We start from the raw sequence: 12,732 nt of genomic DNA on the forward strand, positions 1-12,732 counted from the left end.
TTCATCAGCCGCAGATAGCGGCCCTGCTGCAGGTGCAGCAGGTGATTGCCGGGAAACCAGTGCAAGTGGCTGCCGGCCCAGTGCTGGTGCAGAAGGCTGACGAAGCGGGGCGAGGTGAAGCGGTCTCCGGCGCCCCCGATGATCAGCAGGCGGTCCGGATCGAGCAGCGGGCGGTGGCTCAGCGGGCTGTGCAGAGCCATGCTCCGGCGCAGTTCAGGGAAGGTCCAGCCCTCGGTCAGGACCGAACGTCGCATCAGGGTGCCCAGCGGCTGCCACTCCATCGCCATGTCCGCTGCCGCCACCACCGGCGAGTTGGGAATCGCGAAGGCCAAGCGCGGCTCCACGTTGCTGAGCATCGCCGTCATGTAGCCACCCAGGCTCAGGCCGGAGATGCCCACCTGCGGCGCACCCCGGTCGAGCAGCGCCTGGACCCAGACCCGCAGGTCGCTGACACCTTGCAGCATCGCTTCGTTGGTGCGCGACAACCCGCCGGCAAAGAAGCCGTAGCCGCTGTACGGATGCATCCGTTCCGCGCGTGGTCCGTGGAAAGGCAGGCTGGGCAGGAGCACGTCGTAGCCGCTTCGGAACAGCCACGGCAGGCAGAACGCGCGACTGTTCAGCCGCGGATCGTCGAGGAGATAGCCGTGGACGAAGATCAAGGTCGGTCGCGGCTTGCCGAGCGGCCGGCGCAGGTAGAGGGCAGTGGCGCGCCGGTTGCACCCCTGGCTTGCGTAGTCCGCGCGCAGCTCGGGGTTCAGCGCGTCGAACGGGCTTTCGAAGCTGAGACGCTCGCACACTGCGTCTTCGAACCCGAGGCCCCAGCCGGAGGCCTTGCGCGTGCGCACGGGAATCTGCGGTGGTGCGACGAAGACCCGTTCCGCTGCGGCGTCGGCGAGCGGTGTGTAGAAGCTCAGCCGCTGGCGCTCGATCGCCCGCGCAGGCATCGAGCCTAGGGAAGGCCGCAGGGCCAGCGCCATGACCGTGCCCAGCGCGCTGCGCGCCAGCTGGTCCACGGCTGCGGTGGCGAACACCTTGAAGGGATCGCTGCGATCAAGGTCGGTGTCGAACCGCTGACGGTAGTAGTCCTCAGGCAGGGATTGCCACCAGGGCAGGCCGGCGGAGGTCGATTCCATTGGGGGACTTGGAAGGAGGTGTGGTGATCAGGGCGCGGCCACGCGACGGATCAGGCCGTCCTGCGCGGCTGATGCGACGAGACGGCCGGTCTGGTCGTAGATCGTGCCGCGCACGAAGCCGCGAGCGTGTTGCGCAGTGGGTGAATCCATCACGTAGAGGAGCCACTCGTCGGCGCGCAATGGGCGGTGAATCCACAGCGAGTGATCCACCGTGGAAGGCTGCATGCCCGGCGCATACCAGGGCACGCCGTGCGGTCGCAGGGAGGTTCCGAGAAAGCAGAGATCGCTGGCGAAGGCCAGCAGCCCGTAGTGCAGACGCGGATCGTCGGGCACGCGCCGGCAGACCCGGAACCAGTGCGCGTAATGGGGCGGACGGACCTTGTCGCCGAACACGCTGTCCGGCTCCAGCGGATGCACGTCCAGACCCATGCGCCGAGTCATGCTGACTTCCAGCATCGAGTGCGGGACTTCGCCGGTCCGGCGAACCCAGTCGGCGAGCAGGGTGCCGGTGCTGGCGAGCGTTTCCGGAGCCGGCGCGGGCGGCATGTCGAACTGGTGCTCGAAGCCTTCTTCGGCGCGATGGAACGAGGCCATCAGGCTCAGGATCACGCGACCGTTCTGCAGCGCGTTCACTCGGCGCGCGGAGAACGCGCCACCGTCGCGCAGGCGCTCCACCTCGAAGTGAACGGGCTCGTCCGGTGTTCCCGGCAGCAGGAACGTGGCATGAAGCGCGTGCGGCGCGCGATCCTCCACCGTGAGCTGCGCGGCCATCACGGTCTGCGCGAAGATCTGCCCACCATAGAGACGGCGACGACCGAATTCGAGCGGCTGTGCGCGGAAACGGTCTTCGCCAAGCGCCTGGAGATCGAGCACGCCGAGGACTTCCGCCACCGCGTCCATTGCGAAAGAGGGGGGTGTCGTGATGTTCATGTGTCGGATCGAGTATTCACCCGTTGCTGCCGGTGCTGCGCAGCAGGCTGTCCACGGCTCGCTCGAGTTGCACGAGCGTGCCGCATTCACGGACGGTGTGGCAGCACGGCGCGTAGCGCGGCATCTCGGAGTCGCCCAGGGCCCAGAAGCTGCGCGGCTCGGGGTTCAGCCAGACCACGCGGCGCGCACGCTTGTGCAGTTCACGCATCACTGCCACCTCCGGCTCGGCGCGGTTGTTGCGGCCGTCACCGAGGATGATGACCGCAGTGCGCCGGTCGACCTTGGGCAGTTCCTGCTGGGCGAAATCCCGCAGCATCGTGCCGTAGTTGGTGCCGGTGCCGCCCACCTGGTCGAGCACGCGCTCGATGGCAATGTGCGGCGGATCGCGGTCGAAGTATCCCGAGACATCCACCAGCCGGTGCGTGAAGGCGAAGCTGCGCACGTCGGGCAGAACATCGCGCAGGCCGTAGAGCAGCAGCAAAAGGAATCGAGCGTAGGACGCGACCGAGCGCGACACGTCGCAGATGGCGATGACCTTGGGCTTGGAGATGGGCCGGTGCTTCCAGCGCGTCTCGAACAGCACGCCGCCGTAGGCGACGTTGCGCGCCAGCGTGCGGCGAACATCCAGCACACCGCGCCGCTGGCGGCGCTGGCGCAGCGCGTGCCGTGTGGCCAGGCGGCGCGCGAGCTTGTGGATCAGGCGCAGCATGCGGTCGAAATCGCGACGCTCGATGTTCGACAGGCGTTGCGTGCTCAGCGCGGTGTCGCGCAGCTTCTCGGTGGCGGACTTGCCGTACAGCACCAGGCGACGCGAGACGTGATCGCGCACTTCCTCGAACAGGCGCTCGCGCGCCGCGCGCAGGCGCGAGATGCGCAGCGCGGTCGCCGCACTCGGCGATGACAGCGAACCCAGTGCATGTTCCTCGGCAATCAGGCCGTCACCACCCATCGCCTCCAGCATGCGCCGCGTGTACAGGCCGCGCTGCGTGGGCAGCCAGGCGCGGGTGATGCCGACCTGCTGCTCGGCGGCGCGCAGGCGCCCTGCCAGGCCCGCGCGGTCGGTGGTCTCGATCATGCGTAGCAGGATGTCGGTCGGTGTTCTCGCATCTGTCGGCGGCCGGGCTGCGACGTCGTCCGCGCCCGGATCGGATTCGGATGCCCCGGGTAGCGGCTCATCGAACATCGTGAACGAGAAGTAGCGCTCGAACACGTCGTCGAAGATGGCGCGGCCCGGCTCGGTCTTCGCAAGCGTGGCACCGAGGGCTTCGCGCAAGCCGTCGCGATCATCGAGGCCGACGATGCGCGCGGCGCGGTAAGCGTCCACGCATTCCGACAGCCCGGGTTCCAGGCCGCTGCCGCGCAGCGCCAGGACGAACTCCTCAAGTGCGCGCTGCATGAACCTGCGCTGCGCTGCGGGCGGCCTGCATCACCTGGGGCAGCGCGGCCAGCGCCGTTGCCACGTCTTCCTCGTGCTTGAGCAGGGTGGTGAGCGTGTCGCGCACCAGATCCTCGCCGAGTTCGTCTGCGTTGAGCAGCACCAGGGTGCGCGCCCAGTCCAGGGTCTCGCTGACGGCGGGATGTTTCTTCAGATCCAGCGCGCGCAGGCCATGCACGAAGGCGACAAGGCTTGTTGCCAGGTGCGCCGCCAGTTCCGGCACGCGGGTATGCACGATCTGCCGTTCCAGCGCGGCCTCGGGATAGGGAATGTGCAGATGCAGGCAGCGGCGGCGCAACGCATCGGACAGCTCGCGCGTGCCATTGCTCGTCAGCAACACCATCGGGCGCACCTTGGCACTCACGGTACCGAGTTCCGGCACCGAAATCTGGTAGTCGGACAGCAACTCCAGCAGGAAAGCCTCGAACTCCGGATCGGCCTTGTCGATCTCGTCCACCAGGAGGACGCAGCCCGCCGGTTCGCGCAGCGCCCGCAGCAGGGGGCGCGGCTCCAGAAAGCTCTCGGAGTAGAACAGGTCATCGTGCGCGTGCAGGCGTTCGAGCGCCTGTTCGAGCGTGCTCGCGCCCTGCATCAGCTCGCCGAGCTTGTCGCGCAGGATCTGGGTGTAGAGCAGCTGCTTGCCGTACTTCCACTCGTACAGGGCCTTGGCCTCGTCCAGGCCCTCGTAACACTGCATGCGCACGAGCGGCACTCCGAGCAGGGATGCCAATGCCTTGGCCAGTTCGGTCTTGCCGACGCCGGCGGGACCCTCGACCAGCAGTGGCTTTTCCAGATGCAGGCCCAGGTACACCGCCGTGCCGATGCGCTTGCTGGCGATGTATTGCTGGGTTTGCAGGGCCGCGAGAAAGTCTTCGGGGCCGGTGTAGTTCGGAGCGTGCAGGGTTTTCATGCGGAGGGAGTGAGATTCTGGATGCACTCGGCGACGATTTCCCGGACGCGGACGTATTCCATCTTGCCGTTGTCCTTGCGCGGAATCTTTTCCACCGCGAACAGGTGGCGTGGCTTCTTGTCGCCGTACACCGTGGTGTCCCACATCACGCCTTTGGGAAATCCGGTGGTGCCGCCGGTGTAGAGCAGGAAGAACAGGTCATCGTTGTTCGGCGCAGCCCAGGAAAGTGGTGGGGTCGTCGCCGCGCCATGGGCCAGGCAGGCCGCATGGGCCATGTGCCCGGCGGGTAGCGCAGCCTGCGCCGAGGGTCCGGTCACCACCACCAGTTTCAGATGAGGGCACTGCGCTGCGATGGGCTCGAAAGTCGGCAGGAAATCCTCGTTGATCACCAGCACCGCTGCGCCGGAATCTTCGAGCAGATACAGCAGTTCTTCTGACCGGTACTTGTAATTGACGTTGCAGGGCAGCAGCGCCAGCTTCATCGCCGCCAGATAGCTCTCGATGTAGGCCGGCGAGTTGCATTCCATCACCGCGACGCGATCCCCGCGCTGCAAGGGTGCGGCCGCGAACCAGGTGTTGGCGAGACGGCTGCTGCGCTCGTCCACCTGCCGCCGGCTCAGCCGCTGCCGACCCTGGATCAGGCAGGGATGGTCCGGGATCGCCTTTGCGGTGGCAGTGAATTTCGCCGCCATGTGCAGATTCTGTTGGGCCATGCGCTGTGTCGATCCGATGTGTTGGCGCGTGCTTCAGGCGCGGCGGCGGAAGATGCGCAGCACCGCGTGCGCCCGGCAGGCCACGCTGCCGTCGTCGGTGTACAGGCGGCCATCGACGAAGGCGCGGCTGCCGCCCCGGCGCACGACTTCGCCCTCGCCGACGACCTGGCTTGCGACCATCATCGGCGCGAGATACTCCACGTTGAGGCTCAGCGTGACCTGGCCCACGGTGTCTGGCGGATTGCTGGAATGCACCGCCAGGCCGACCACGGCATCGAGCAGGTAAGCCAGCACGCCGCCATTGACCGCCACGGTGCCGCCGCCACCGCGATGATGATCCTGCACGTCCAGCACCAGGCGCCCGCGGCCCTCGGCAGTATCGAGCACGCGCATGCCCATCCAGCTGAAGAAAGGCGTCTGGTCCCAGGCTTTTGCGTCTGCCAGGAGAGGTCCTGGTTCAAAGCGCGGGGGAGCCGGCGCAAACGGCGGTCGCCGGGGATGATCGGGGCCAGGCATGGTCGGGGGCTGCACTTGTCACGGATTGGTGTTCAACCTAACATCCGTTAGATGGCCATCGCAAGCACGCGTGAGCTTGCGTCTCGCGACGCTGCGGGCATTCTTATAATTGGAGGGGAACTCGATGTATATCACTCAGACTCTGCGGCGCGCGGTACAGGTCAGCGCCAACGATACCGCCACGATCTGCGGCAAGCGCCGCCAGACTTGGGTGCAGTTCGAACAGCGTGTCGCCCGACTGGCTTCGGCGCTCAAGTCTCTGGGTGTGGACTCGGAGGATCGCGTGGCGGTGCTGGCACTGAACAGCGACCGCTACGTCGAATATTTCTATGCCGTGGCCTGGGCCGGTGCCGCTTCCAATCCGGTGAACATCCGCCTCGCGCCGCCAGAGATCGCGTATACCCTGGATGATTCGGCCAGCGCCGTCCTGTTCGTGGACGATACCTTCGCGAAGTTGCTGCCGGCGCTGAGGCCGCTGATGAAGACGGTCAAGCACGTCGTGTTCATGGGCGACGGTGCGCTGCCCGAAGGATGCCTCGCGTACGAAGACCTGATCGCCCAGCATCCGCCGATGGTGGACGTCAATGCTGGTGGCGGCGCGCTGGCCGGGCTGTTCTATACCGGCGGCACCACGGGCAAGTCCAAGGGCGTGATGCTGACGCACGACAACGTGGTCTACAACGCGATCAATGTTCTTCCGGCGCTGCATTACGACGACACGGCCGTCTATCTGCACGCTGCGCCGATGTTCCACCTCGCCGACATGGCCAATACCTTCGCCGTAACCATGGCCGGTGGTACCCACGTCGTCATCCCGCGATTCGACGTGGATGATGTGCTCACGACCATTGCCCGGGAGCGTGTGACCCACACGGTGCTGGTGCCGACCATGATCAATCTGCTGGTCAGTTCCGGGAAGATTGCGGACCACGACGTCTCCAGCCTGCGGCGCATGCTGTACGGCGCCTCACCGATGCCGGAGGCGGTTCTCCTGCGGGCGATGGCGGCGCTGCCCGGCGTCGGCTTCACCCAGGGCTATGGTCAGACCGAGGCGGCCCCGGTCGTAAGCTTTCTGGATCCCAAGTTCCATGTTGCCGGTGGGTCCAAGCTCACCAGCGCGGGGCGCCCGGCCTACGGCGTCGAGGTTCTGGTGATGAACGAGGACGACGTGGAAGTGCCGCGCGGCACGGTAGGCGAGATCTGCGCCCGTGGCCTGAACGTGATGCGCGGCTACTGGGGGCTGGAGGAACAGAGCCGGCAGGCGTTGCGCAATGGCTGGCTGCACACCGGTGACCTGGGGTACATGGATGCCGAGGGTTTCATTTTCCTGGTGGATCGCGCCAAGGACATGGTCATCAGCGGCGGCGAGAACGTCTTCAGCGTGGAAGTGGAGGGGGCGATCTACCAGCATCCGGCGGTGCAGGAATGCGCGGTCATCGGCATCCCCAGCGAGCAATGGGGCGAGGCGGTGCTGGCGATCGTGGTGCCCAGAGTCGGGGCCACGGTTTCCGGGGACGAGATCATCGCGCACTGCCGCACGCTGATCGCCGGCTACAAGCTGCCGCGCAGCGTGGAGATTCGCTCCGAGCCGCTGCCGGTCAGCGGCGCCGGCAAGATTCTCAAGAACGATCTGCGCAAGCCGTACTGGGCGGGCCGCAGCAAATCCGTCAATTGATCCGTGCGCCTGATCGGCGAGCGGCTTCCGCACCCTCGATATTTTCATGAACGATCTTTTTGAATCGCCGGACGGTCCCACTGTGGACCGCGCCATCGAGAGCCGTCGCTCGATCCGTGCCTTTACCGACCAGCCGGTGTCCCGCGAGCTGATCGAGCATGTATTGCGCGTGGCCTCGCGGGCGCCCTCGGGGACCAACACCCAGCCCTGGAACGTGTACGTTCTGACCGGCGCTGCGTTGGAGTCCCTGAGCCGAGACATTCTGCACGCCTTCGAGCAGCCCGACTGGGCGCAGACCTATCGCGACGAGTACGACTACTACCCGACGGAGTGGAAGTCTCCCTTCATCGACCGGCGCCGCAAGGTGGGTTGGGATCTGTATGGCCTGCTCGGCATCGGCAAACAGGACAAGCTGGGCATGCACGCGCAGCATGCGCGCAATTACCGGCTATTCGATGCCCCCGTCGGCCTGATGTTCACGATCGACCGCATCCTGGGGCGCGGCAGCTGGATGGACTACGGCATGTTCCTGCAGAACGTCATGGTCGCGGCGCGGGGCTGGGGACTGGACACCTGCCCGCAGGCGGCGTTCACGCCGTTCCACCGCATCATCGCGCGCCATATCGCCATGCCCGCAGAAGAAATGCTGGTCTGCGGCATGGCCCTGGGCTACGCCGACAACACGCATGTCGCCAACCGTCTGGTCACCGAACGCGAGCCCGTCGCCGGATTCGCCAAGTTCATCGAGCGGCCGCTCGGCTGATCTGCAACGGCATCCGAAAGCTTCAGGTGCAGCGCACCGGAAGTTTCCCGGGGTCCTTGTCCAGTTGCTCGATACGGTCGCGGATTCTGCCGTTCACGGCTGCGGTCGGAAACCGGTTCACAAAGCCGTTCAGTTCCTGCTGCACGCTGGCGATCTCGCCACAGGCGCAGGTGCCGAGACCCACGGCGTCCTCAACGTCCGCCAGCGATTGCGTGACCTTGTCCTTGTAGTGCCCGGGTGATTGACGCTGGTATTCGAGCCAGCCGGCGTAATACGGCGCGATCAGGTTTTCGCCGTAGCGCACGCACACGCCGCGACCCTGCGGTTTGACATAGACCGGCAGGTAGTCCGGTGCGATGGATTTTTCCATCAGGGTGAAGAACGCAAGGTCGGCAGGTTCGCCACGCTTCTCTGCCAGAGCCCGAAAGAACTTCGGATCGGGGTCGGCAAAGATGTCCAGCCCGCGGCTGAGCACGAAGCCTTTCAGCCGCGATCGCAGGTTGGCGAAATCAGCGTCCGACAGATACTCGATCCAGGCCAGATCCTTGCTGATGGTCATCAGATCGTTCTGCACGGCGAGGGCAGCGTTGTACACGGGTTCCAGCGACATCCTGGCCCCTGGCTTTTCGATTGCGGCAACCTGGTCCAAGTAGGTCGTGACCGAAGGTGGTACGCCTGACGGTGGCGGGTTGGCGAGCGCTGTCGCCGATGCCATCAGGAGTAGAGCTGCGAAGCGGGTGCTTTTCGTCATGGGTGTGTGCTCGCAAAAATGAGTGAATGATTTTCCGTGCGATCTTCTGCGGGTGGATCTGTTACTCGATCCGACAATCGCCTTTTATCTGCCGAAGGCACGCCCGGCTGCGTGACGAACCTCCTGGCGGAACGATTCGAGTTCGGGGTCAGGCTGGAACAAGACGATTCTCCGGTGCGGGACAGGGGATCAACGACCCTGGAACACGGGCTTGCGCTTTTCGCGATACGCGGCCACGCCCTCGCGGTGGTCCTGCGTTTGCAGCACTTCGGTCTGGATGTGCGATTCCAGTTCCAGGAATTCCTCGAGGCTGGGTCTGGCGGCGGCGTGGAACATGCGCTTTCCCATCGCCAGCGCAAACGTTGCCGACGAAGCCAGCTCATCGGCCAGCGCCATCGCGCGCGCTTCCAGCCTGGCGTCTTCCACGACTTCCGCGACCAGCCCCAGCGACCGCGCTTCCTTGGCATCGAACAGACGCGCGGACAGCATCAATTCCTTGGCGCGTCGCGCGCCGATCGCATGCGTCAGGAAATAGGCCATGCCGCCATCGGGCGCCAGTCCGACCTTCTTGAACACCAGGCCGAAGCGCGCGGTCTCCGAGGCGACCACCAGATCGCTGGCCAAGGCGAGGCTGAAGCCGACGCCTACGGTGGCGCCGCGCACGGCCGCGATGACCGGCTTGTCGAGATTGGTAATCCCCAGGATGAAACGATGCGCCTGTTGCAGGCGCGCGCGGCCGGCGCGGACATCGAATCCGGTCATCGTGCCGATGTCGGAACCGGAACAGAATGCGCGCCCTTCGCCACACAGCACCACGCAGCGCACCTCCGCATCGCGCTGCAGTTCCAGGGCCAGGTCGCCAATGCGATCTTTCATCTCGCCGTTCAGCGCGTTGAGCGCATCGGGTCGGGCGAGGACGATGCGCGCGATGGCACCGATGCGTTCGAGGCGGACCGTCATGCTCGTGTTCCCTGATGGCCAAATATATGGCTGGCGATAAGGTTCTTCTGCGTCTGCGTGGTCCCGCCAGTGATGGTGAGCATGCGCACGTCGCGCACCATGCGCTCCAGCGGCAGCAGGCCGAAGTAGCCGTAGCCGCCGAACATCTGCTGGCACTGCATCGTCACCTTCTGTGCCATCTCGGTGGCCTGCACCTTGGCGATCGACGACAGGCAGGGATCGGGCCGGCCTGCGTCTACCAGGGCCAGCGCCTTGTAGCAGAGGCAGCGCGCGGCCTCGATCTCGATCAGCATGTCGGCCATCATCCAGCGCAGGCCCTGCATCTCGCAGAGTTTCTGCCCGAACTGCTCGCGCACCATCATGTAGTCGCGCGCCAGTTCAAAGGCGCCCTGTGCCACGCCGAGCGCCATCACGCCCATGCCGACGCGGGTGCCGTTATAGATGTTCAGCGGTGCGACGAAGCCGCGCGAGTGCTCCGGCTCGCCGAGCGTGACGACGTTATCGGCCGGCACCCGCACCTGATCGAAGAACAGCTCGTTCTCGCAGGCGCCGCGCACGCCCATCTTGCCTTCCAGTTTGTGTACCTTCAGGCCCGGCCTGCCGCGCTCGACGAGGATGGTGCCGACGCCGCGCGCGCCCTTGCTCGGTGCGAAGCGCGCGTAGACCAGATGCAGGTCGGCGCGATCACCGAAGGTTGTGAAGACCTTCTGGCCGTCGATGACGTAGTGATCGCCGTCTCGGGTTGCGGTGGTGCGGATCGCCGAGCCGTCGGAACCTGCCTGCGGCTCGGTCCAGGCGATGCTGATTTCAAGCTTGCCCTTGGCAACCTCCGGCAGCAGGCGTTGACGCAAATGGGCCGGTGCGTGATTGGCGATGATTCGCGGCGAGACGTTCTGGTCGTGGACGATCATCGCAGTCAACAGATCGACCTTTGCGATCTCCTCGACGACCAGGTAGGTGCTGACCAGTCCCGCACCGGAGCCGCCATACTGCGGGTCGATTGACAGGCCCAGGTAGCCGAGTTCGGCGAGGCGGTGCTTGTTCTCCTCAGGGAATTGCTCGTTGCGATCCCATTGTGCCGCCTTGTCTTTGAACTGGTCCTGCGCAAGCCGCCGTGCGGCGTCGCGCAGCTTGACCTGTTCATCACTCAGTTCGAAGTTCATGGGGGTATGGCGTCGACCTTGGGGTGTCGTGTAATCTAACTAACATATGTTCGATTTGCACGCGGAGTCGCAAGCCCGGTCGCGCGAGTCGGCGAGCGCCCATCTAGTTTCACCCACCAGGAGCCCAACCGTGTCGGAAGCCGAAGTTCTGTACAACGTGGACAACTATGTTGCCACGATCACCCTCAATCGTCCCAAGACGCTCAACGCCTTCACCGGCGACACCATCAAGCTAATGCAGGAGCTGTTGGACAAGGCGGCCAACGACCGCGACGTCGGCGTCATCGTGCTCACCGGTACCGGCGAACGCGCGTTCTGCGTCGGCGGCGACATCAACTGGGAGAAGGATGTCGGCAACGGCACCAGCGGACTGGAGGATCTGAATTTCGTTTTCAACCGCCAGATCGCGGAGTGCCTGAAGCCGGTGATCGCTAGGGTCAATGGCTACGCCATCGGCGGCGGACATCACATTGCCTACTTCTGCGACTTCACCATCGCCGCCGATCACGCGATCTTCGGCCAGAACGGTCCGCGCGTCGGCTCGCCGGCCGGCGGCTACATCGTCAGCCATGCCGCCAACGTGCTCGGCCACAAGCGTGCGCGCGAATTGTGGATGCTATGCCGGCGCTATACCGCTGCGCAGGCGCTTGAATGGGGCCTGGCCAATGCCGTAGTGCCGAAGGAACAGCTCGATGCCGAGGTCCGGAAGTGGGCCGACGAACTGCTGGCGGTCAGCCCGACCTGCCTGAAGATTCTCAAGCGCTCATTCTACTACCAGATGGAACCGATCATGCAGCGGGACATGAATGACATGATCAAGGAAATCGCTCCGGACTACTTCCGCACCGGCGAGCAGGCCGAAGGCGCAGCGGCCTTTCTGGCCAAGCGCAAGCCGGATTTCAGCCCGTTCCGCTGAAGCGGTTCGCCGCAAGCCGCCAGGAATTGCGCATGAGCACTTTGGAACTGAAAGACAAGGTCGCGGTGGTCACGGGCGCGAACGAGTACATCGGTCGCGCCTGTGCAATGCGGCTGGCCGAGCAGGGCGCCGCTGTCGTGGTCAGCGGGCGCAATGCGCAAGCGGGCGCGACTGTGGTGGCGGAGATCGAGGCCGCCGGAGGACGCGCCTGCTTCGAAGCGGCGAACGTGTTCAATGCGGCGCAGATGCAGGCGCTGGCGGATCGCGTAGCGTCGCGCTACTGACGGATCGACGTGCTGGTGGCCAGCGGCGCGGGTGCCAGCCACGACTCGCCATCGTTCCGACTGTTCAAGGATATGGACCTCGAACATTACGACCAGTACCTGCGCGCGCATTTCCTTTCGCGCGTGTACGCAATTCGCGCGATGCAGCCGCATCTGCGCGATGCCGGTGGCGGCAGCATGGTCATGATCGGCACCGGCGCCGGTCGCGTGGCAACGGTGGGCGAGTCGCTGCTGGGCGGTTCGACCAGTTGCATGATGCAGATGTATCGCGTGCTCGCGCGCGAATTTGGCCGCGAGAAGATTCGCGTCAACGTCGTCGCGATGAGTTTCATCTCCGACGCCATCCCGCGCTGGGGTGGCGGGTCTGCGGCCCTGATGGCCGATCACGGCAAGGGCGGCATGCTGGAGAACCTGCGCAAGCGCATGCTGTTCGACGTGACCTGCCGCGACATCGCCAACGCCGGTGGCGTTCTTCGCCGGGCCGCAGTCCGCCGCGATCACCGGGCAGACGCTCAGCGTCAACGGCGGTCTCAGCAAGCCCGGCTGAAGGCTGGCGTGCCCGGGCCGATCAGGGTTTGCGCGG

12 protein-coding genes and 1 pseudogene are annotated in these 12,732 nt (G+C 65.4%); 4 read left to right on the forward strand and 9 right to left on the reverse strand.

Going from position 1 to position 12,732, the window contains the following annotated elements:
* From Q0D45_RS17815 to Q0D45_RS17840, 6 genes are all read right to left on the reverse strand, one after another.
* The coding region (locus Q0D45_RS17815) for an abhydrolase domain-containing 18 (RefSeq protein WP_366946491.1) at positions 1-1,133 on the reverse strand (1,133 nt) is incomplete at its 3' end.
* Between the two features lie 27 nt (positions 1,134-1,160).
* Complete coding sequence (locus Q0D45_RS17820; protein ID WP_293395926.1) at positions 1,161-2,063, reverse strand: acyl-CoA thioesterase II; 903 nt, start codon at positions 2,061-2,063, stop codon at positions 1,161-1,163.
* A 16-nt stretch (positions 2,064-2,079) separates the two neighbouring features.
* Positions 2,080-3,459 carry a VWA domain-containing protein gene (locus Q0D45_RS17825; protein WP_293395929.1) on the reverse strand — a complete coding sequence of 460 codons (1,380 nt, stop codon included), beginning with the start codon at positions 3,457-3,459 and terminating at the stop codon, positions 2,080-2,082.
* Positions 3,443-4,408, reverse strand: a complete 966-nt coding sequence (locus Q0D45_RS17830; protein WP_293395932.1) for a MoxR family ATPase — start codon at positions 4,406-4,408, stop codon at positions 3,443-3,445. The genes Q0D45_RS17825 and Q0D45_RS17830 overlap by 17 nt, the downstream gene beginning before the upstream one ends.
* Positions 4,405-5,121 (reverse strand): AMP-binding protein, encoded by a 717-nt coding sequence (locus tag Q0D45_RS17835; RefSeq protein WP_293395937.1) that lies wholly within the window; start codon positions 5,119-5,121, stop codon positions 4,405-4,407. Before Q0D45_RS17835 ends, Q0D45_RS17830 begins: the two co-directional genes overlap by 4 nt.
* A 33-nt stretch (positions 5,122-5,154) precedes the next feature.
* Complete coding sequence (locus tag Q0D45_RS17840; protein ID WP_293395940.1) at positions 5,155-5,520, reverse strand: PaaI family thioesterase; 366 nt, start codon at positions 5,518-5,520, stop codon at positions 5,155-5,157.
* 241 nt (positions 5,521-5,761) lie between these two features.
* On the opposite strand from Q0D45_RS17840, the gene Q0D45_RS17845 reads away from it, so the two are divergent.
* Positions 5,762-7,312 carry a long-chain-fatty-acid--CoA ligase gene (locus Q0D45_RS17845; RefSeq protein ID WP_293395943.1) on the forward strand — a complete coding sequence of 517 codons (1,551 nt, stop codon included), beginning with the start codon at positions 5,762-5,764 and terminating at the stop codon, positions 7,310-7,312.
* A 46-nt stretch (positions 7,313-7,358) separates the two neighbouring features.
* Positions 7,359-8,075, forward strand: coding sequence for a nitroreductase (locus tag Q0D45_RS17850; RefSeq protein WP_293395946.1), 717 nt, complete (start codon positions 7,359-7,361; stop codon positions 8,073-8,075).
* Between the two features lie 22 nt (positions 8,076-8,097).
* On the opposite strand, the gene Q0D45_RS17855 is transcribed toward Q0D45_RS17850, so the two are convergent.
* From Q0D45_RS17855 to Q0D45_RS17865, 3 genes are all read right to left on the reverse strand, one after another.
* Positions 8,098-8,826 carry a hypothetical protein gene (locus Q0D45_RS17855; protein ID WP_293395949.1) on the reverse strand — a complete coding sequence of 243 codons (729 nt, stop codon included), beginning with the start codon at positions 8,824-8,826 and terminating at the stop codon, positions 8,098-8,100.
* Between the two features lie 189 nt (positions 8,827-9,015).
* Positions 9,016-9,786: an enoyl-CoA hydratase-related protein gene (locus Q0D45_RS17860; RefSeq protein WP_293395952.1), complete on the reverse strand. Its 771-nt coding sequence runs from the start codon at positions 9,784-9,786 to the stop codon at positions 9,016-9,018.
* Complete coding sequence (locus tag Q0D45_RS17865; protein WP_293395955.1) at positions 9,783-10,949, reverse strand: acyl-CoA dehydrogenase family protein; 1,167 nt, start codon at positions 10,947-10,949, stop codon at positions 9,783-9,785. The genes Q0D45_RS17860 and Q0D45_RS17865 overlap by 4 nt, the downstream gene beginning before the upstream one ends.
* Positions 10,950-11,079: 130 nt before the next feature.
* Here Q0D45_RS17865 and Q0D45_RS17870 point away from each other — a divergent pair, with 130 nt between their 5' ends.
* Both Q0D45_RS17870 and Q0D45_RS17875 read left to right on the forward strand, forming a co-directional pair.
* Complete coding sequence (locus tag Q0D45_RS17870) at positions 11,080-11,865, forward strand: enoyl-CoA hydratase-related protein (RefSeq protein ID WP_293395957.1); 786 nt, start codon at positions 11,080-11,082, stop codon at positions 11,863-11,865.
* Positions 11,866-11,897: 32 nt separating this feature from the next.
* Positions 11,898-12,732, forward strand: a pseudogene (locus tag Q0D45_RS17875) (SDR family NAD(P)-dependent oxidoreductase); the annotation flags it as partial.

The sequence above is a fragment of the Nevskia sp. genome (assembly GCF_023266035.1).
Taxonomy (GTDB): domain Bacteria; phylum Pseudomonadota; class Gammaproteobacteria; order Nevskiales; family Nevskiaceae; genus Nevskia.

Bases quoted from the DNA above. Each gene is read 5' to 3' on its own strand.
- Q0D45_RS17820 (WP_293395926.1), bottom strand. From the start codon at position 2,063: ATGAACATCACGACACCCCCCTCTTTCGCAATGGACGCGGTGGCGGAA.
- Q0D45_RS17850 (WP_293395946.1), top strand. From the start codon at position 7,359: ATGAACGATCTTTTTGAATCGCCGGACGGTCCCACTGTGGACCGCGCC.
- Q0D45_RS17845 (WP_293395943.1), top strand. From the start codon at position 5,762: ATGTATATCACTCAGACTCTGCGGCGCGCGGTACAGGTCAGCGCCAAC.
- Q0D45_RS17825 (WP_293395929.1), bottom strand. From the start codon at position 3,459: ATGCAGCGCGCACTTGAGGAGTTCGTCCTGGCGCTGCGCGGCAGCGGC.
- Q0D45_RS17855 (WP_293395949.1), bottom strand. From the start codon at position 8,826: ATGACGAAAAGCACCCGCTTCGCAGCTCTACTCCTGATGGCATCGGCG.
- Q0D45_RS17840 (WP_293395940.1), bottom strand. From the start codon at position 5,520: ATGGGCATGCGCGTGCTCGATACTGCCGAGGGCCGCGGGCGCCTGGTG.
- Q0D45_RS17830 (WP_293395932.1), bottom strand. From the start codon at position 4,408: ATGAAAACCCTGCACGCTCCGAACTACACCGGCCCCGAAGACTTTCTC.
- Q0D45_RS17860 (WP_293395952.1), bottom strand. From the start codon at position 9,786: ATGACGGTCCGCCTCGAACGCATCGGTGCCATCGCGCGCATCGTCCTC.
- Q0D45_RS17835 (WP_293395937.1), bottom strand. From the start codon at position 5,121: ATGGCCCAACAGAATCTGCACATGGCGGCGAAATTCACTGCCACCGCA.
- Q0D45_RS17865 (WP_293395955.1), bottom strand. From the start codon at position 10,949: ATGAACTTCGAACTGAGTGATGAACAGGTCAAGCTGCGCGACGCCGCA.